This is a genomic window from Notoacmeibacter sp. MSK16QG-6 (genome assembly GCF_024158145.1).
Classification (GTDB): Bacteria; Pseudomonadota; Alphaproteobacteria; order Rhizobiales; family Rhizobiaceae; genus Notoacmeibacter.
On the sequence record NZ_JAMYXM010000001.1, the window covers coordinates 314,299 to 334,151 of the forward strand.

General features: G+C 58.7%; 18 protein-coding genes. 8 read left to right on the plus strand and 10 right to left on the minus strand.

The window, feature by feature from the left end; all coding sequences use genetic code 11:
* The first annotated feature begins 189 nt into the window (after positions 1-189).
* Positions 190-741 carry a sigma-70 family RNA polymerase sigma factor gene (locus tag NIM86_RS01530; protein WP_253378589.1) on the plus strand — a complete coding sequence of 184 codons (552 nt, stop codon included), beginning with the start codon at positions 190-192 and terminating at the stop codon, positions 739-741.
* Positions 738-1,376: an NrsF family protein gene (locus NIM86_RS01535; RefSeq protein WP_253378591.1), complete on the plus strand. Its 639-nt coding sequence runs from the start codon at positions 738-740 to the stop codon at positions 1,374-1,376. The genes NIM86_RS01530 and NIM86_RS01535 overlap by 4 nt, the downstream gene beginning before the upstream one ends.
* A 13-nt stretch (positions 1,377-1,389) precedes the next feature.
* On the opposite strand, the gene maiA is transcribed toward NIM86_RS01535, so the two are convergent.
* From maiA to NIM86_RS01560, 5 genes are all read right to left on the minus strand, one after another.
* Positions 1,390-2,052, minus strand: a complete 663-nt coding sequence (maiA, locus tag NIM86_RS01540; RefSeq protein ID WP_253378593.1) for a maleylacetoacetate isomerase — start codon at positions 2,050-2,052, stop codon at positions 1,390-1,392.
* A 94-nt stretch (positions 2,053-2,146) separates the two neighbouring features.
* On the minus strand, positions 2,147-2,962 hold the full coding sequence (locus tag NIM86_RS01545; protein WP_305884454.1) for an amino acid ABC transporter ATP-binding protein: 816 nt from the start codon (positions 2,960-2,962) through the stop codon (positions 2,147-2,149).
* A gap of 28 nt (positions 2,963-2,990) precedes the next feature.
* Entirely contained in the window at positions 2,991-4,481 is a 1,491-nt protein-coding gene (locus NIM86_RS01550; RefSeq protein ID WP_253378595.1) for an amino acid ABC transporter permease, read from the minus strand.
* Positions 4,482-4,491: 10 nt separating this feature from the next.
* Complete coding sequence (locus NIM86_RS01555; protein WP_371872822.1) at positions 4,492-5,691, minus strand: amino acid ABC transporter permease; 1,200 nt, start codon at positions 5,689-5,691, stop codon at positions 4,492-4,494.
* Between the two features lie 96 nt (positions 5,692-5,787).
* The gene (locus NIM86_RS01560) at positions 5,788-6,840 is read right to left on the minus strand and encodes an amino acid ABC transporter substrate-binding protein (RefSeq protein WP_253378597.1); all 1,053 of its coding nucleotides are present in this window, start codon (positions 6,838-6,840) and stop codon (positions 5,788-5,790) included.
* A gap of 672 nt (positions 6,841-7,512) precedes the next feature.
* Between NIM86_RS01560 and NIM86_RS01565 the strand changes: the two genes are divergently transcribed.
* A complete protein-coding gene (locus tag NIM86_RS01565) occupies positions 7,513-8,640 on the plus strand; it encodes a porin (RefSeq protein ID WP_253378599.1) in 1,128 nt (375 codons plus the stop codon).
* A gap of 109 nt (positions 8,641-8,749) precedes the next feature.
* Positions 8,750-9,280, plus strand: a complete 531-nt coding sequence (locus NIM86_RS01570) for an O-acetyl-ADP-ribose deacetylase (protein WP_253378601.1) — start codon at positions 8,750-8,752, stop codon at positions 9,278-9,280.
* 6 nt (positions 9,281-9,286) lie between these two features.
* On the opposite strand, the gene NIM86_RS01575 is transcribed toward NIM86_RS01570, so the two are convergent.
* Positions 9,287-9,553, minus strand: coding sequence for a sel1 repeat family protein (locus tag NIM86_RS01575; RefSeq protein WP_253378602.1), 267 nt, complete (start codon positions 9,551-9,553; stop codon positions 9,287-9,289).
* 297 nt (positions 9,554-9,850) lie between these two features.
* Between NIM86_RS01575 and NIM86_RS01580 the strand changes: the two genes are divergently transcribed.
* Together NIM86_RS01580 and NIM86_RS01585 are read left to right on the plus strand one after the other, a co-directional pair.
* On the plus strand, positions 9,851-10,201 hold the full coding sequence (locus tag NIM86_RS01580) for a DUF2147 domain-containing protein (protein WP_253380645.1): 351 nt from the start codon (positions 9,851-9,853) through the stop codon (positions 10,199-10,201).
* Between the two features lie 193 nt (positions 10,202-10,394).
* Positions 10,395-11,234 carry a universal stress protein gene (locus tag NIM86_RS01585; RefSeq protein ID WP_253378604.1) on the plus strand — a complete coding sequence of 280 codons (840 nt, stop codon included), beginning with the start codon at positions 10,395-10,397 and terminating at the stop codon, positions 11,232-11,234.
* Positions 11,235-11,630: 396 nt separating this feature from the next.
* Here NIM86_RS01585 and NIM86_RS01590 read toward each other — a convergent pair whose 3' ends face one another.
* Positions 11,631-12,233 carry a DUF922 domain-containing protein gene (locus tag NIM86_RS01590; protein WP_253378606.1) on the minus strand — a complete coding sequence of 201 codons (603 nt, stop codon included), beginning with the start codon at positions 12,231-12,233 and terminating at the stop codon, positions 11,631-11,633.
* 127 nt (positions 12,234-12,360) lie between these two features.
* Positions 12,361-14,049: an electron transfer flavoprotein-ubiquinone oxidoreductase gene (locus tag NIM86_RS01595; protein WP_253378608.1), complete on the minus strand. Its 1,689-nt coding sequence runs from the start codon at positions 14,047-14,049 to the stop codon at positions 12,361-12,363.
* Positions 14,050-14,331: 282 nt separating this feature from the next.
* Between NIM86_RS01595 and NIM86_RS01600 the strand changes: the two genes are divergently transcribed.
* Together NIM86_RS01600 and NIM86_RS01605 are read left to right on the plus strand one after the other, a co-directional pair.
* The gene (locus NIM86_RS01600) at positions 14,332-15,168 is read left to right on the plus strand and encodes a uracil-DNA glycosylase (protein WP_253378609.1); all 837 of its coding nucleotides are present in this window, start codon (positions 14,332-14,334) and stop codon (positions 15,166-15,168) included.
* Between the two features lie 51 nt (positions 15,169-15,219).
* Positions 15,220-16,512 carry an MFS transporter gene (locus tag NIM86_RS01605; RefSeq protein WP_253378610.1) on the plus strand — a complete coding sequence of 431 codons (1,293 nt, stop codon included), beginning with the start codon at positions 15,220-15,222 and terminating at the stop codon, positions 16,510-16,512.
* A gap of 9 nt (positions 16,513-16,521) precedes the next feature.
* Here NIM86_RS01605 and NIM86_RS01610 read toward each other — a convergent pair whose 3' ends face one another.
* Positions 16,522-17,454, minus strand: a complete 933-nt coding sequence (locus tag NIM86_RS01610; protein ID WP_253380647.1) for a DMT family transporter — start codon at positions 17,452-17,454, stop codon at positions 16,522-16,524.
* A gap of 80 nt (positions 17,455-17,534) precedes the next feature.
* On the minus strand, positions 17,535-19,826 hold the full coding sequence (locus tag NIM86_RS01615; protein ID WP_253378611.1) for a xanthine dehydrogenase family protein molybdopterin-binding subunit: 2,292 nt from the start codon (positions 19,824-19,826) through the stop codon (positions 17,535-17,537).
* Positions 19,827-19,853: the final 27 nt, after the last annotated feature.

Consider the following 19,853-nt stretch of genomic DNA (forward strand, 5'->3'; position numbering starts at 1 on the left):
TCCAAAAAGTCCGATTGGATTTTGAATGGCACCACGCCATCCATGGCCAAACATCGGGACCGGTCGAAGGGTCGTTACGGGGCTCACGATTTCGTGATCGAAACGTGATCGCGGACGCGATACATTTCCAAAACTCTGCCGCTGTTCTGTAACATTGGCATAGGACGCCTCGAATAGGAGGTCATGCAGATGACCGCGCCGCCTTCAACGCCCGATCTGGATGGACTTTTCGCCGCAGGGCTCGATGGCGACCGGATCGCCTATCAGCGTTTTCTCGATGAAGTCGCGCGGACAATGCGCGCGTTTCTTCACAAGAAGATGGGCTCTGATAAGACAGCGGATGTCGAGGATGTCGTGCAGGACGTGCTGATCGCCGTTCATACCAAACGCCATAGCTGGCGACCGGAGAAGCCGGTTGCCGCGTGGCTATTCGCCATTGCGCGCTACAAGGCAATCGACCACTGGCGCTCGCATTCGCGCCATTCGCATCTCGACATCGCCGATTTCGAAAGCGTTCTGAGCGACAATCAGGCCGAGCCGGTCATACTGAACTACGAACTCGAACGCGCTGTTGGCGCGCTTTCGGGCCGCTCTCGCGACGTCGTCTCGCAAATCTCGCTGAAAGGGCAGAGCATTTCCGATACAGCCAAGCATCTCGGCATGAGCGAAGGGGCCGTCCGCGTCGCCTTTCACCGAGGTCTGTCGGCGCTCAGCGAGCGTTTCAAGGACAATGACAAATGAGAACCAGCCAGCTTATCGATCAGCTCGGCGAAGACGCCGCGACACACCCGCCAAAGCGCCCCCTGCCCTGGGCTTTGGTTATAACGGGCGCGTTGCTGGCCGGCGCGTTGCTGATGTTCAGCCTTTTCAGCATCAGGCCGGATCTGTCCAGGGTGGCCATGACGTACGGATTTTTGCTCAAGCCCGGCGTTGCCGCCCTTGTTGCCATTCCCGCCTTGCGGCTGATCGTCGATATTTCCCATCCGACCGGCGAGCCGATGCGTCATCTGCCTTGGCTGGCGGTCGGCCTTGTCGTCCTGGTTCTTGGCGTAGCCACTGAAATGATGCTCATTCCGCCAGTCCAATGGTCGGCTCGGCTGATCGGTTATAATCCCGCTGCCTGCGCAACATCCGTCTTTCTGCTGGCCATTCCCATCGTCGCTATCATGATTTTCGCTATCCGCCAGCGCGCCACGGTCCGACCTGTACTCGCTGGTTCGCTGGCAGGCCTATTCGGCGGGGCGGTGGCAACCTTTCTCTACGCCGTACACTGCCCAGACGATTCCCCATTTTTCCTCGCCGTTTGGTACGGCCTGGCCATCCTCTTGCTGATGGGCATTGGCGCGCTGGCGGGCCGGTTTTTTCTGCGCTGGTGAGAAGTACTAGCGCCTATTCGGCGTCCGGCTGGTTCGCCGGCAAGGCTCGTTCAAACGCTTCTTTTTCCAGGCAGGTCTCAACGATCCGGCGAATGGTTGGATATGGAGTCTCGTCAACATCGAAGCGGCGATTGTTGATCGACTGCGCGACGAGGCAGATGTCAGCCATGGTTATTCGATCGCCATGGCAGAAGCGTCCCGTCTCCGGCTCGCCAGCCAATCGCTTCTCCAGGCCGGCAAATTCCAGCGTGACCCAATGGCGAAACCATTCGCCTATTGCCTCTTGATCTGCCTCGAACTGACTGCGCAAGCGTTTTAAAACACGCAAATTGTTTAGCGGATGGATGTCCAGGGCAACGGCATAAGACAGAGCACGGACCCGTGCCCGACCGACAGGCTCCGCTGGCAATAAAGGCGGCTCCGGATGCGTCTCGTCCAGCCATTCGATGATCGCCAGCGACTGGCCGAGATGGCTACCATCGGGCAATTGAAGTGTGGGCACGAACCCTTGGACGTTGCGCTGGAGATAACCTTCCGAGCGCTGCTCACCGGAGCGCAAATTATAGGTCATCTGATCGTAGCCGACGTCTTTCAGATTAAGCGCGATGCGCGTCCGAAAGCTTGTCGAAGAGCGGAAATAGCCATGTAGTGCGTAGGCGGCGTTGCGTCCTGCCATCTCGCGGCCCTCCCCTGCCGTGACGATCCAAAGGACATGCTATCCTGTCTGTGCCGCCTCGGCCACCGGCAGCGAACGGCTGCCGATCTGCCAATCAGCCGTGAAGGATCTGGCTCAGGAAAAGCTTTGTGCGCTCGTGCTGCGGATTGTCGAAGAAGTCCTGCGGATTGTTCTGTTCGACGATCTGTCCTGCATCCATGAAGATTACGCGGTTGGCGACCTGACGGGCAAACCCCATCTCGTGCGTCACGCACAGCATGGTCATCCCCTCCTCGGCGAGGCCAACCATGGTGTCGAGCACTTCCTTGATCATTTCCGGGTCGAGCGCCGAAGTCGGCTCATCGAAAAGCATGATGCGCGGGTTCATGCAGAGCGAGCGGGCGATGGCCACACGCTGCTGCTGGCCGCCGGATAGCTGACCGGGATATTTGTTCGCCTGTTCAGGAATCTTGACCCGCTCAAGATAGTGCATCGCGATCTCTTCGGCTTCCTTCTTCGGCATCTTGCGCACCTCAATCGGGGCCAGCGTACAATTCTGAAGAATCGTCAGATGCGGGAAGAGGTTGAAGTGCTGGAACACCATGCCGACCTCGCGACGCACCTCATCGATCTTTTTCAGATCGTGCGTCAGTTCGGTGCCATCGACGATGATCTTGCCTTCCTGATGTTCTTCCAGGCGGTTGATGCAGCGAATCATGGTGGACTTGCCGGAGCCCGACGGGCCGGCAATGACGATTCGCTCACCGCGCATGACCTTCAGGTCGATATCGCGCAGCACGTGAAAATCGCCGTACCATTTGTTGACCTTGATCATCTCGACCGCAACGTCGGTCTTGCTGACCTGCATCTTGCTGCGATCTGCGCCAGAGGACGCGACGACGGCGGGGTCGGGCGTGTTGCCGATGGCCATTGTCTGGTCGGTCATGAGAAGCCCCTTTTTAGCGCTTGTAACCGGTATCGAGCCGGCGTTCGACGAATTGACTGTAGCGGCTCATGCCAAAGCAGAAGAGCCAGAAGACGAAACCGGCAAAGACCAGGCCGGTGGCGGCGGTGGAAGGCGTGATCCAGTTTGGATCGGAAAATCCGCGCCGCACGGTGCCCAGCAGATCGGCCAGGCCGATAATGTAGACGAGCGAGGTATCCTTGAAGAGCCCGATGAAGGTGTTCACGATGCCAGGAATCACCAGTTTCAGCGCCTGCGGGAGGATGATCATCCGCATGGACTGCCAATATGACAGGCCGAGCGATGCCGCTCCCTCATACTGCCCTTTCGGAATGGCCTGCAGACCACCGCGAATCACTTCCGCCATATAGGCGGCGGAGAACAGCGCCACGCCGACAAGTGCGCGCAGCAACTGATTGAAGCTCACGCCAGAGGGCATCAGAAGCGGCAGCATAAAGGCAGCCATGAAGAGAACGGTGATAAGCGGCACGCCGCGCCAGAACTCGATGAAGATGATGCAGACCGTTCGGATTGCCGGCATGTCCGACTGGCGGCCCAGGGCCAACAGAATGCCGAGCGGCAACGATGCGGCGATACCGGTAACCGCGACGATGAGGGTCAGCATCAGACCGCCCCAAAGATTCGTCGAGACCGGCCGAAGGCCGTAATCCTCGGCGAGCAGAACCGCGATGAAAGCCGCTACCACAACCGGAACCACCGGGCGCCATATCTGTACGCCTGCGCGCTGCGCCATGCCGACGGCGATTGCGACGGCGGACACCAGAGCGGAGAGGCATGCAAGCACGCTCCAGATCGTGAAGGTGATTCCAGCGAATCGAATGGTGCCCGTATCGAGCGACGACATCACGATAAGAGCGAAGCAGGCGATCAGGCCGATCAAAGCGATCTTGGCGGGCCAGGCCGCGAGGCCCCCTGCATCGTCACCATACAATAGATAGGCGGTGATCGCCGCGACGAGCATCAGAAACGCAGTGAAGCCGCCAGACACATCGAAACCCGCGCCGGTCAGCATGACAAGTGCGAAGATCGGAAAAACGCCGAACAGCAGCCAGGTGTTGAGGCTCTTGAACGGTATGCTGGGAATCGCGGCTCCGGCAACGAGAAGCGCGAAAACGATCGCGACGAGATTGGGCCGCCAGCGAAGATCGATAGGATAGCTGCCATACATGAACTGGCTGAACTTGGCGCCGACAAAGGCCCAGCACGCGCCTTCGCTCTCCCCTTCCCCGGGAGTGAGGCAAGCTTCCCGGTCCCCGCCAAAGAAGGTCGCGTCGAAGACCGCCCAGCTTAGAATCGACCAGATCAGCCAGGCTGCGAAAACGCCAAAAACAACACTGAGAACGGTGTCCGTCGGAGTCGCAAAAAGATTTTTGCGTACGACCTGGACGATACCCTTTTCACCGGCCGGCGCCGGGCGGGAGGGAATTTGCTGATCGGCAACATAGCCGGCAACCTGCTCTTCCATCTTTCCCTCCTTACCGCTCGACCAGCTTCACGCGGCGGTTGAACCAGTTCATGAATGTCGAGACGGCCAGCGAAATGGTCAGATAAACCACCATCCAGATCGCCACGACCTCGACGCTCTGTCCCGTCTGATTGAGAACGGTCGAGCCAACCGCCACAAGATCGGGATATCCGACCGCCAGGCCGAGCGAAGAGTTCTTGGTGAGATTCAGATATTGGCTCGTCAGCGGCGGGATGATGACGCGGAACGCCTGCGGCACGACCACGTGACGCAATATCTGCCCGCGCCGCAGACCGAGCGCCGAAGCCGCTTCGGTCTGGCCATGGCTGACCGACAGGATGCCCGCCCGCACGATCTCGGCGATGAAAGCGCCGGTGTAGACCGAGAGCGCGAGGAAGAGAGCCAGAAATTCCGGCTTGATCTGGAAGCCGCCCTGCAGGTTGAAGCGCGTTGCCGTCGGATATTCGAACTCGACCGGCAGGCCCGTCAGAATAAAGACCACGATTGGCAGCCCGACAATCAGACCAATGGCGGGCCATAGGACCGGCATGCGATGGCCTGTCTGCAACTGCCGCTTTCTGGAATACCAGACCAGAGCGATCGCAGCGCCGATTCCCGCCAGAAGCGCCGCGCCGGTCGCCCACGCGCCTGCCTGAAAAAGCGCCGTCGGCGTCTGCAGGCCGCGATTGGACAGAAACGATCCAAAGGGCAGCGATATGGCTCCGGCCGGGCGTGGCAGAACCGCAAGCACACCGAAATACCAGAACATGATGACCAGAAGAGGCGGGATGTTGCGGAAAGTCTCCACGTAAACCGTGGAGAGGCCGCGAATGATGTAGTTTGTGGAAAGCCGGCCGATACCGACCAAAAACCCAAGGACCGTCGCCATCACAATGCCGGCGGCCGAGACGATCAGCGTGTTCAGGATGCCGATTATCAGCGCGCGGCCATAGCTGGCATCCGACGAGAACGGAATCGGCAACTGCGAAATCTCAAAACCGGAACGGCGCTCCAGGAAATCGAATCCCGAAGCGATATTGGCGGACCGCAGATTTTCGATGGTGTTGTGAACCAGCCACCAGCCTAGAGCCACCAGAGCGATGATCAGGGCGATCTGCGCGATGATGCCCCGGTAGCGGGTATCGTTCAGAAGGGCGAGTGCGCCGCCGGCGCTCCCGTGCGCGCCTGCCATTTCCGTATTTACCGCCATACCGTTCCCTCTTTACCGGCCGCGCCGTGGCACATTGCCAGGCGATCAAGTGAGAAGCCCGCCCGAATTGTCTTCGGACGGGCCTTTGTTACCGGTTTAGCGGATCGGCGGTGCGTACTGCACACCCCCGTCGGTCCAAAGCTTGTTCAGACCGCGGTCGATGCCCAGCGGCGAACCGGCGCCAACATTGCGGTCGAAGATTTCGCCGTAATTGCCGACGGCCGCAATGGCTTTCGCCGCCCAGTCGTTTTCAAGACCGAGGGTCTGGCCAAAATTGCCTTCCGCGCCGAGAAGGCGACGGATCGACGGATCTTCAGAACCCTTCATTTCCTCGACATTGTCCTGGGTCACGCCAAGCTCTTCGGCGTTGAGCAGCGCGAAGTGAACCCACTGAACGATGTTGGCCCAGGTGTCGTCACCCTGACGAACAGCCGGCCCAAGCGGTTCTTTGGAGATGATTTCCGGAAGAACCACGTGCGCGTCCGGATCGGCCAGTTCGAGGCGCGTGCCGTAAAGGCCGGAGGCATCGGTCGTCAGAACGTCGCAACGGCCGCTCTCATAGGCCTGGTTCACATTGTCCTGGCTCTCGATAACGACTGGGTTGTAGGACATGCCTTCCTTATTGAAGTAGTCCGTCAGATTCAGCTCGGTCGTCGTGCCGGACTGAACGCACACCGTTGCGCCATCCAGTTCCTTTGCGCTGGAAACGTCGATTTCCTTGCGAACCATGAAGCCCTGGCCGTCATAATAGTTGACGCCGCCGAAGGTCAGGCCGAGCTTGGTGTCGCGGTCCATGGTCCAGGTGGTATTACGCGCCAGAACATCGACTTCATTGTTCTGTAGGGCGGGAAAACGCTGAACGGCGGAGAGCGGCGTATACGAAACCTTGGTGGCATCGCCCAAGATTGCGGCCGCGATCGCCTTGCAGTAATCGACGTCGAGGCCCTGCCATTCACCGGCATCGTTCTGAGAGGCAAAACCCGGCAGACCCGTATTGACGCCGCAGCGAAGTTCACCCGCGCTCTGGACCGAGCCGAGCGTGCTCGACGAGGCAGCCATGTTCTTCTCTTCTTCCTGCGCGACTGCGGACGTTCCCGCTATCGTGAGTGAAGCGACGCCTGCCAGGCCGGCGATTAGATATTTCTTCATATTAAAACCTCTCCCAAGGTGATGTGGTTTGGACCAATCTTTGGATTATGGCCACGCTTGCCTTCACCCGCCAATGCGGTCAGAGCCAACGCTTGCCGCTATACCAAGCAGACTGAAACGCCACGTCAAGCGTTTGTCACGGATACAAACGTCCAGCCCATTCACAATTTCGTGATCGACCACAATTTTCGCCAGCATTCGCAGATACTTATAGAAGTCACCTTCCTTCCGTTGCGAAAGGTCTTTCGCCTGAAATGAGGCTGCCTATTTTGCGTGCATGGAAAAGGACGGCCGGGCGAGGCGAGCAAAGCATCCTTTATATAATGCATGAGCCACTTCTCTTCGCCCCTACGATCCGTCGGTCGCTTATGCCAAGCCTCGACCGGTTAGTGACGGCTCCGCAACGCTTCATTCCTTAATGACTACTTAATATACAGCCCCGGAAAGGACGGGGCACCCTCGCAGATGTGACCTTTCTGCCACGGCTGCACCCACATGCATCTTCTCAGGTCATTGAAGGGGGCTTTTGCGTTTGCGCAGAATCAGCCTGATCGTGTTTATGACTTTCAGACGACGCGTTTTGGCGTGGTCGATTGAGGGGTCCGAGGCAGGGACATTTGGAGATAACTCTCCGAGCCGAACGACCCGGGTTAAAAGAAACTGGAGGTCATTATGACAATCAAGAGCCTGCTTCTCGGCTCAGCCGCTTCCCTGGTTGCGGTTTCTGGCGCTCAGGCTGCCGACGCCATCATCATCGAACCGGAGCCCGTTGAATACGTTCGCGTCTGCGACGCTTACGGCGCCGGCTACTACTACATCCCGGGCACCGAAACCTGCCTGTCGATCAACGGTTACGTTCGCTTCCAGCTCGGCTTCTCGAGCGACGACGACGCTGCCAATAACGGCCTCTTCGGCTTCGAAGACGACACCTACAACGCAAGCGTTCGTGGCCGCGTCAACTTCGACGCTCGTTCGGAAACCGAATTCGGCACACTTCGTTCGTACCTTCGTTTCCAGGGCGACCTGCAGCCTGACCTGGACGAGACGATCGGTGAAGACGGCAATGTCGACATGGAATCCGCTTTCATTCAGCTCGGCGGCCTGACCATGGGTTACACCGGCTCGTTCTACAGCGTCGGTGGCCGCAGCGATCTTTACGGCGACGACAACCTGAACGACGGTAGCGGCTCCGACACGATCCTCGTCGGTTACACCTACGCAGCTAACGGCCTCGCTATCGGTATCTCCGTTGAAGACGACGACACCAACGACTTCGCTCCGGACGTCGTCGGTTACGTTGCCTACGAATGGGACGCTTACGGCATCTTCGGTGCTGTTGCTTATGATGAAGAAGTTACCGTCACCAACGACGATGGCTGGGCGGCCAAAATTGGCGCGACCTACGCAAGTGATCGCTTTGGCTTCAAGCTGGTCGGTCTCTATGCCGACAGCGGCAATGCCCATGCACCTGGTACGGGTGACGGCGACCTCGGCGACCTCGGCGGTACCGCTTTCGGTAACGGTTCTGAGTGGAGCGTCATCGCTTCCATGCAGTTCGCTGCGACCGACAACCTGACCTTCGGTCTTGGTGGCCAGTACTTCTGGAACTTCTACGAGACGGGTGATCCGTTCGATGAAACCGATGTTGACGGTTTCCAGGTCGAAGCGATTGCTGTTTGGGAGCCGGTTGAGAACCTCTCCATCCTGACCGGTGTTGCTTACCGTGACCTCGTCGACGAGCCGGATGGTGCTGACGACGGCGAACTCGAAGGTGTTATCCGCTTCACGCGTTCCTTCTAAGTTCACTTAGAACTATCGACATGAGATTGCCGGCGTCCATTTCGGGCGTCGGCAATTTTCATTTAACGCCGCAGATTTCGGTGGTCCGAGATGTCACGGAGAGCGTCAGATGGTTGAACACGACGTAGGCCGGCGTATCCAAGTCATTGTAGAGGATATTACCAAGCTCGACGTGGACGCCATTGTGAACGCCGCCAATGAAAGCCTTCTGGGCGGCGGCGGTGTGGACGGCGCCATTCATCGCGCAGCTGGTCCGAAATTGTTGGAAGAGTGCCGCTCAGTCGGCGGATGCCCCACCGGGGAAGCGCGGATCACAAAGGGATATAATCTACCGGCGCGATTTATTATCCATACAGTCGGCCCCATCTGGCGAGGGGGAAATGCCGGCGAAGAGACGTTGCTACGCAGCGCCTATCGCGAAAGTCTTATCATGGCCTCGGCTCATCAGTGCCGCACGGTCGCGTTCCCAGCCATATCGACTGGTGTCTATAGCTATCCGAAAGCGCAGGCCGCTCGTGTGGCCGTCTCGGAAACCATCGCTTATCTGCAAAACCAAGCGATTCCGGAAACTGTCATCTTCTGCGCCTTCGACGAGACAACGGCGCAGCTTTACAGAGATCTCCTGCAAAGCGACGAATAGCCGCTCTTAGTGAAGCGTCATCCACTTACGCGCGTCACGAAGAGCGGCCGCAAGTTCATCTTTCGTCAGCATCGAAGCAATTTCCGTTCGCCGCTCTGCGGCCGCCGCTGAGCCTTTCGATGCAGCGATATTGAACCATTTGTGCGCCGACACCATGTCGATTGCGCCGTCGCGGCCCGTGGCGCAAGCCAGACCAAGATCGAAAAGGCGGTCGGCCTGCCCCACTATCCCGATGGTCGTTGCGTCATACTGCTCGATATCCAAACGTGCCATGATCCCAAGTCCTTCCCTTTTTCATGTGGGAAGGATGAGGCCCAACCTGCTGCCGAGATATGAACGGACAGGCTTAATCGTTTTCTTTCTCATAGAAATTTCGGAAAATTTTCTGAACTTGCTAGGCCAAAGCAGCGCATCGCTTTGTCCTTATTACGGTTTCTGCGATTTTACCTATGGGAAAGCATGGCTCGAATTGCGTCACAAGCCATCGATCTGCAACATATTGACGTACGTTTACGTTAGCGTAAGAATAAGCGATGCGTTCGCTTATCGCCACGCAATGGGAGGAACATGATGAAATTTCACACGATCGCTTTGATAGCTTTTGCACTCGGCCTGTTCGCCGCAGGTCCAGCGTCCGCGGCTGAACCGATTGTCGGCAAATGGCAGCGCCCGAACGGCACAGTCATCGCATATTCCGGCTCCGGCCCCTATTGCGGCCAGGTTCAGACCGGTGAGTATAAGGGCAAATCCATCGGCTGCATGAACGGATCGGGCGGCAGTTACAAAGGCAAGGTCAACAAGCTGGACGAAGGCAAAACCTATTCCGGCAAGGCTAGTGTCTCGGGCAATTCGTTAAAGCTTTCCGGTTGCGTCTTGGGTGGAGTCATCTGCAAGAGCGAGACGCTCAAGCGCGTAAAATAAGCTTCGCAGCTCCCTGCTGCACTTCAGGTGCTGTCACCAAAACCGATCGATAATAATATACGGCCGGGCCAGCGATGGTCCGGCCGTATGCGTCCAAAGGATTACATCAATCCAGACCAGTGTTGACGCGGATCAAGGTGCTGGCCTCTTTGACAGTCCATCCTCGGGAAGAAACCCAAGGAGGATGTCCCTTATGACAACGATGATGCTTGATCTTACATGCCCGGAGGCCCTCGGCCCACTGATGAAAGTTGCCGCGCCTCTGGCCAAGCGCCTGCCCGGCCGCATCATAGGCGCTCATGTCTCGCCAGCATTCGAGGGCGTTGCGCCAATCGAACCGTTTGCCTTGAGCGATGCGTATTACGACGAAGTGCGCGCCCGCTACGAAAGCGACATCGAGAAGCGGACGAAACAGGTCGATCAGGACCTTTCCAAAGCCCTCTCTTCAGAAGCCTTGCGGGGAAATCTCACCCATGCCACGGCCGGTCCCAACGGTATCGGCGCCAAGCTCGCCCGACTGGCCCGCAATTACGATCTGGTCATCGCTCTTCAGAAGGGCAAGGTGAACGTCGCTATTCCGCCAGAGGTTCTTGCCCTCGATGCCGGCCGGCCGGTTCTCGTGGTGCCGGAGGCGACGTCGGCGACCGACGTCGGATCGCATGTGATGATCGCGTGGAACGGCACTCGGGAAGCCGCACGCGCCGCCTTCGATGTGTTGCCGCTGATCAAGCCGGAGGGCCGCATAACGGTTGTCGCGATCGATGCGGGCCAAGAGGACGCCACGCATGGCTTCGTGCCGGGCGACACGCTCGCGCGGACGCTCGCACGAGACGGTCTCAAGGTCGAAGCCATGTCACGCAAGCTGACCTCGAAGACCATCGGCAATGAGCTGTTGAACACTGCTGCCGATATCGGGGCAGATATGATTGCTATGGGCGCTTACGGGCATACGAGATGGCGGGAGATGGTGTTCGGTGGCGCGACGCGCTCCATCATCGACCAGATTACCGTTCCGGTGCTGATGGCGCACTGACGCCCTTGGCTCTGACGTTCACGAAATTCAAAGGCGGTGGCCTCTCGTCACCGCCCTCTTCGTTTTGACATGCCTGCGCCGCCGGTGCGTGCATCAATATCTTGTCAATGATTTTGAACCGTAGCTGAACGGCAATATCAGCATAAGTTCAGTGCCGAAATGCGATGATTGGCCCATGTTAAACAGACAATCCTTGGGCAATGTCATGATCGTCCGCCGCTTCATCGCCATATGTCTCATATCCGCAGGGTTCGGCATGGGACTATCCATCCTGGCGGCCGAAAGCGTTCGCCCAGCCTACAGCCTCGGAGCCGGCGCCTACCTTCCGTGCGTATATGAAATCCAGCCCACCATCTGCCTCGGGCCTGAGCGATAACAAACGTCTGCGCGAGAAATCTATCGCGTCAACGCCCTGACCAGCTTATCGACTTCGCCGCCGCGCCGGTGCTCGACCTTATCGAAGGCGTTCTGGCGGACATCGTACTCTTTCCAGATCGCGTCCATGCGGCGAGCCAATTCGCGCTTCGCCTTGCCGCAATGGCGATCCCGCGTTCGCATCGCAAACCGGCTGAGCAGGTCGTCCATTTTACGGGCCATGTCCACGGCAAGCGCGGCGTGCTGCCCTTCATGCTTCTGTACACCGGCGATGAACGCCGTCCAGCGATGTTGAAGCTGCGGGTCGGCCCGTTCGCTCAAACGCGGATAGGTATAGCGTATATGGAGGCGAACACCTGGATCGCGTACCCGGCAAATGCCGTCCTGCATAACGAGGTCGCCTTCATTTCTGGGGCTATACCAGGTCTGCGCAATATCGCGGGCGAGAAACCCGCTACGCGGGCCGCGCCGCGCCATGTCACGCACGACGTCGCGACCGGTCTCGCCCTTCACAATGTAGTATCGCGTGGTCTCGGATAGATGCACATCGGCGCTGGCCGGCCTTGGCAGCACCAACGCGGCTGACATAAGAGCGATCGCAGCGGCAGATTTCCAGAACGGCATGACGGACCCGATCTTCCGATGACGCCCGCCATTGAATCATGCCGACTGCTTGCCGTCCAGCGCTAAAGGCCCGTGTGGCCCACCATGGTTACGCTTTCTGAAAGCCGGCTCTTCTCGTGCAACACATTCACGTGCTCTGATAGACTGGCCCTTCACCCCCCTGTGGTGGCACCCAGTTGATGTTCTGGTTCGGGTCTTTGATGTCGCAGGTCTTGCAGTGCACGCAGTTCTGCGCGTTGATAACGTAAGTCGCGTCCTCGACCTCCAGCATCTTCTCCGGCGGGATGGCGTTGCCTTCGCTGTCGACCCATTCATAGACGCCAGCGGGACAGTAGCGTGTCGACGGTCCCGCATATTCATGCAATTCGCTGCGCTCCTGAAGGCTCATATCCTTCACCTGCAGATGGATCGGCTGATCCTCTTCGTGATTGGTGTTGGACAGAAAAACCGAGGACAGACGATCGAAGGTCAATGTCCCATCGGGTTTCGGATAAGCAATCGGTTTGAAGTTCTTTGCTTTCTTCGTCGCATTCGCATCGGTTTTCTCGTGGCTCATCGTGCCGAAAAGCGAAAGGCCGAAGATCTGATTAAGCCACATATCCAGCCCTCCGAGCCCGACGCCCAGCACAGTGCCGAACCGGCTCCAGAGCGGCTTGACGTTGCGCACCCTTTTCAGATCCTTACCGATCGGTCCGTCCCGCCAGGCAGCTTCCACGGTGCTCAACTCGTCATACGCCCGGCCTTCGGCAAGCGCGTCGGCGGCGGCATTCGCCGAAAGCAGACCGGAATACATCGCGTTATGAATGCCCTTGATGCGCGGCACATTTACGAAACCAGCCGAGCAGCCAATCAACGCGCCACCCGGAAACGTCAGTTTGGGAACCGACTGATAGCCGCCCTCGGTGATCGCACGCGCGCCATAGGAAAGGCGCTTGGCGCCATCGAAAACCGGAGCGACGCTGGGATGCGTCTTGAAGCGCTGAAATTCCTGAAACGGCGCGATGTAGGGGTTTTCATAGTTAAGGTGGACCACGAAACCGACAGCCACCTTGTTGTCATCGAAATGATAGAGAAACGATCCGCCTCCGGTTTTCATGTCGAGCGGCCAGCCGAAGGAGTGCTGCACGAGTCCGCTCTTGAAGTTTTCCGGTTTGACCTCCCAGACCTCCTTCAGCCCGATGCCGAATTTTTGCGGCTCGCGATTGTCGGAAAGCGCGAATTTATCGATCAGCTGCTTGGCGAGATTACCACGCACCCCTTCACCGATGAGCGTGTATTTGCCGAGGAGTTCCATGCCGGGCATGAAGTTCGCGCCCTCTTCACCCTCGCGGGTTACACCCATATCGCCGGTAACAACGCCCCTCACCTCGCCGTTTTCGCCATAGACGAGATTGGCGGCGGCGAAGCCGGGATAGATTTCGACGCCTAGCGCCTCCGCACGCGCGCCAAGCCATCGGCAGACATCGCCAAGCGATACGATGTAGTTGCCATGATTGTTCATCAGAGGCGGCATCATGAAATTCGGCAGTCGGATGGAGCCGGAATGACCGAGCACGAGAAAATGATCGGCCGTCACTTCGGTTTTGATCGGACAGTCGGGATCGTCGCGCCAGTCTGGAATAAGTTCATCCAGTCCGGAAGGATCCATAACGGCGCCGGACAGAATATGCGCGCCGACTTCCGATCCTTTTTCCAGAACGACGACGGAGAGATTTTCATCTCTTTGCTTCAACCGTATGGCCGCTGCCAGTCCTGCCGGCCCCGCTCCGACGACCACCACGTCGAACTCCATACTCTCGCGCTCAACTTCGCTCAATGACCTCTCCCCTTGCTGCCACGCAGACGCATGGTCTTCGAATTATCTTCTACCAAGGTATGACACCGGACGGTGCAATCCAGTCAACCTTCCGATTAATAATAACGTTTACGTAAAAGTAAATAAATGCCTTTTCAACCGCATTGCTGTGTGCGCTGAACCGTATCATTTCAGCATTTTCAAGTTGGGATGGATCGCCACGTCGCGCTTGGCCGTCAGCGGTCCTTTTCTTCGTGCTCGCAAGCGACTTGCGCAGAAGCCGTCTGGCTTTCTAGATAGGGCATGAACGATCTGGCAGGCATTCTGGAATTCTATCGCGATGCGGGCGTCGACACTCCGCTCGACGATCACCCTGTCAACAGGTTGGCATTACCGGAACCTGCAGCTCTTGAGTCTTCCGCTGCGAAGGTTGGCCGGCCCCCGGAACAGAGGCCGGGCTCCAGCGCGACGCCTTTCGAGCAGCGCGATCTCTCATCTCATTCTTTGAACGGTGACAACCTTCCCGCACTTATCGCCGAAGCCACAGAGATTGCGCGGCAGGCCGACAGTATCGAAACGCTGCAGGAAGCGCTCATCCGCTGGAACGGCATTGATCTGGCTAACACCATTCCGACGATGGTTTTCGGGTCGGGCCCCGCCAGGTCTGAGCTCTTCATTCTGGCCGATTGCCCGGAGCGGCAGGATGTTTCCGGTGAGCAGCTATGGAGCGGGCCGGGCGGAAGGATGGTCGACATGATGCTGGCGGCGATCGGCCGCAGCCGCTCGGATACGCGCATTGCGGCAAGCTGTCCGTGGCGCCCTCCAGGCGACATCCCCACCGAAGAACAGCAGTCGCTGTTGCGTCCGTTTCTTCTTCGCCAGATCGCGCTCTGCCAGCCAGAGGTCGTTTTGACGTTCGGTCAGACGGCGCTCAAGAGTGTTACCGGCCAACAGAGCAATTTTCTGAAAGAACGCGGCCGGTGGCATAATCTCGACCTGCCCAGCAATGACGGCGCGATCGGGTCCACCGCGATCCGCCCGACCTTCCACCCGCATTATCTGATGAAGAACCCTGCGCAAAAGAGATTGACTTGGAGCGATCTTCTGGCCGTTAAAGCGCGGCTTGCGGAAAATAGCTGAGAGACGATTCCCCGCCTAAATTCCGCCGTTCTGCCGATGGAAAGGCGCGCCATGACGATCCGACTGCTTGTACCCTTTCTGTCTCTTTTTCTCAGCGCGTTCCTCATGTTCGCGGCCATCGGTCTGACCAACCTCATCATCCCGCTGAGAGCAGGCGCGGAAGGCTGGGGTGCGGGCACAATCGGCCTTATCGGCATGACGCAGGCCATCGCCTTCACGGCAGCATGTTTTCTCATGCCGCTTCAAATCCGACGCGTCGGCCATATCCGCACCTTTGCAGCGATCCAGACTCTTCTGGCGGCTTCCATCATGCTTCACGGCCTGATCGTGACGCCATGGGCGTGGGCGCTCTTTCGCATTATCGCAGGCCTCGCCGCTGCTGGCAGTTACATGGTGCTGGAAAGCTGGCTCAATGAGAAAGCGGATGCAGCAAATCGCGGCTTCGTCCTGTCCGCCTATCTGATGGTCACGATGACCGGCCTGACGGCCGGCCAATACGCCTATACGCTGTTCGAACTCGGTGACGGTCGTCTCTTCCAGCTTACGGCGCTGTTGTTTGGCGCCGCGCTTTTGCCGATGACCCTTTCGATCTCCCCTTCCCCCGCGCCGCCGGAGACCGTTCATCTGGATCTCAAGGGGCTTTTCGCCCGCTCGCCGGTCGGCTTTATCGGCGCTTTCCTTTCCGGCTTTCTTTTCGGCGTCTGGAATTATTTCGCTCCGCTTTACGGCCAGAAAATCGGCCTTTCCTCCATCGCTACGGCAACACTGGTCTCGGCAGCCATGGTCGGCGGTATGTTGGCGCAGTTCCCCTTTGGCCGTCTGTCCGACAAAATCGACCGTCGCTATGTCATGGCGATGATAGGCGGCGTCGGCGCATGCGTGTGTCTTGTCCTGTCGCTGAGCGCTCCAGAAACGGCGCTTTTCAACACGATCGGGACACTGATGATCGGCATGGCGCTTTTTCCAAGCTATTCAATCGCCGTCGCTCATACGAACGACTACGCCAATCCCGACGAATTTGTTCAGGTCTCCGGTAGCCTGCTAATCACTTACGGCATCGGAACGATGGTCGGGCCGGTCATTGGCGGGCAGTTGTTCGGGATCATCGGCCCGGTCGGCCTGTTCGTTTCCCTGGGCATGATCTTTCTGATCTACGGCGCCTACGCGTATTGGCGCACCACGCAACGCCAGGCCATCGCACCGGACGAGCGCGACGACTTCCAGGCCGTGCCGGTTACGCCGTTTCAGACGCAGCAGGTTTACGAACTCGATCCTCGCCAGGACGACGCCGTTCAGGCAGGCGATACCGCTGAAAGATCCGTCGGCAACGGCTTTACGGCCTGACCTTTACTGTCAGCTTGGCGGACTCAATTTCTTGGCGCGACGCCTCTCGAGACCGAGCTTATGCTCACGCCAAATGATCAGAAGGCCGGCGGCTATGATAACCGCGCTGCCTGCTATCGTGTAGATCGTCGGGATTTCATTGAAGATCGCAAATCCGATCACGATTGCCAGCAGCATGGATGTGTATTCGAACGGGGCGATAGTGGCGAGACTTGCGTAGCGATAGCTCTGTGTGAGCAGGATTTGGCCGAGGCCGCCCAACGCACCGCTACTGAGAAGCAAAATCCACTCCTGCATCGTTGGCGCCCGCCAGCCGAAAGGCAGGGTAGCGAGGGCCGCGGCACTTGCCACCATGCTGAACCAAAGCACGATGGTCGCGGAGTCCTCGGTGTTCACGAGCTTGCGGACCATGACCATCGCCCATGCGGCGAAGAAAGCGCCCAGCAACGCGAACATGACACCTGTTCCCTGCGCGCCGCCAAAGCCTTCCGTCAGTGTAATCTGTGGCCAGGATATGATGACCACGCCGATCAGCCCGACGATGACTGCCCCCCAGCGAAATAGCCGAACCATCTCGCCAAGAAAGACTGCCGATATGATGGTGACGAATAGCGGATTTGCATAAAACAGCGCCGTCGCGTCCGGCAGTGGAAGAAGGGTCAGCGCGTAGAAATTGCAGGCCATCGCGGCGACGCCGAAGAGACCTCGTACGATATGGCCGATGGGCCGGCCCGTACGCCATGCGCCGCGCAGATGACCGCGCGTTGCCAGCCAACCCAATACGAATGGTACAGCGAAGAACGAGCGGAAGAAGACGAGCTGGCCCGTCGGCATATCTCCTGCCGCCTTTATGCAACTGATCATGCCGAACAGTGTGCTGACGGACAGAAGCTTGAGCCCGATCCCCTTAAGCGGCTGCGGTTCTGGAGAGAAGGGCGCCAGTTCCGAACGCCCGCCGGCACCGCCGCCACCGGTGCCGTCCGCGGCGACGGTCGGTCTGTCGTTTTGTGATGCGGATGTCTTCAATGGCTTGCTGCCCGGATTGTTTCCCACACCCGCAGCGGTGTTGTCGGCATTTCGATGTGAGTGATGCCGTAAGCGCGGTGGAGCGCATCGACCACGGCGTTGAGAACGGCGGGCGTCGCACCGATCGATCCAGCCTCGCCCGCGCCCTTGATGCCGAGTGCGTTGGTCGTCGATGGAACGTTCCGCAGATTGAAGTCGATTCCGGGAATGTTGTCGGCGCGCGGCATCGCATAGTCCATGAAGCTGGCCGAGATAAGCTGGCCTTCCGGCGAATAGACCGATGCCTCCAGAAGAGCCTGACCGATACCCTGGGCAATCCCGCCCATAACCTGCCCTTCCAGCAGGAGTGGATTGACGGCCACCCCGAAATCGTCAGTCACGACATAGTTCATGATAACGGTTTTGCCGGTCTCCGGATCGATTTCGACCTCGCAAATATGCGTACCGTTCGGATAGGTCGCCTCGTCCTGCTTGACCTCCTCAATGACCGCCAACTGTTTGTCGTCCGTGGCCTTCGCCGCCAGATGGGCAAGGCTCAGCATCCGGTCGGTGCCGGCAACGCGGATGCCTCCATCGAAAAATTCCAGATCGGCGGCGTCGGCCTCCAGTTCGTCCGATGCGATCTGGCGCAGGTTCTTCTCCAGCACCTCGCCGGCGCGCCGAACAGATACACCGCCGATGGGAATCGAACGAGAGCCGCCAGTGCCGCCACCCGACGGCAGCGCATCGCTATCGCCCTGCTCCACGTCAATGCGGTCGACCGGCAGGCTGAACAGATCGGCGATGAATTGTGCATAGGCGGTCTTATGACCCTGCCCGTTGCTCTGTGTACCGATTTTCAGCAGGAGCCGGCCATTGGGCTTCAATCGCAGATCTGCTGGTTCGGAGCCGGCAAAGGCGCACGCCTCGATATAGGTCGCCATGCCGATACCCCGCAGCCGACCGGCATTTCCGCTCTCTTTCAGACGATCATCGAAACCTCTCCAATCGGCTGCCGTCATAGCGGCATCCATATGCCCCTCCGGCTCGCCCACGTCGTAATTTCGGCCGGTCAGTGTCGTGTAGGGGAATTCCTGAATGAAGTTCCGTCGGCGTATATCATCCTGCGTCAGACCCAGTTCCCTGGCGCAGACATCGACTAACTTTTCGATGAGCAACGCCGCCTCCGGACGTCCGGCGCCGCGATAGGCATCGACCGGCGCGGTATGGGTGTAAACGCCCGTAATCGCCATGTGCAGCGCGCCGATGTCATAAAGGCCGGTCGCCATCGAAGCGCCAAGATACGGCACAAGCATAGCATTGCGTGATGTATATGCGCCCATATTGGCGATCAGGTCGATTTTCAGGCCGATAAACCGGCCATTCTCGTCCATTGCCATGGAGGCGGTGACGAAATTGTCGCGGCCCTGCGCATCCGTCAGGAAGTGATCGGTACGGTCAGCGGTCCATTTGACAGGCGCGCCCAAGCGCCTGGCCGCTTCACAAACCAGAACGTCCTCGCGATAGGCAAAGGCCTTCGGCCCGAAGCCGCCGCCGACATCATAGGTGCGGACCTGTACTTCACTTTCATCGACACCAAGGCTGGTCGAGACTTGCGAACGGCTATTGTGAACGCCCTGCGTACCGGCGGTCAGATGGTAGCGACCGTCGACATATTCGCCGAGTGCGCTGCGCGCCTCCATGTAATTTGCGACCAGCCTGTTGTTCCAGAAGCTCACAGTCGTGACGTGGTGCGCACCATCGAAAGCTTTCGCGGTCGCATCCTCGTCACCGATCTCTTGCCGGTAAGCGATATTGCTTGAAAGGTCGCGGCCGACGAGAGGACCGTTGCCATCGGCGACAGTTTCGATATCGACGACGGCTTCGCCACCCTCGAAAGTGAGGGGGATCAGTTCCAGAGCATCCGCGGCCTGATCGCGCGTCTCGGCGACGATGAAGGCGAGCGCATCGCCCATATAGCCGGTCTCATCCCTGGCGAGGATCGGAATCGAGCGGCCTTCCGGTTTGCTCCCGTCCGGTTGTCTTGGGCGAAACCCGGTCTTCAAGGGCTTGAGATGACCAATATCGTCCGCGGTCAGGATCAGCTTGACACCCGGCGCCGCCCGCGCTTCCGACAGATCGCCCAGCGAGAACGATCCGCAGGCTACGGGTGAGCGCAACATAACGGCGTGGAGAAGTCCGGGCCGCTTCTCATCATCGGTATATCTGCCCTGCCCTGTCAAAAGCAGATCGTCTTCGACCCGCTTCACCGACTGACCGAGACCGAATTTCGGTGGTGCTACGCTCATCTATCACCCTTTATCACTTGCCATTGC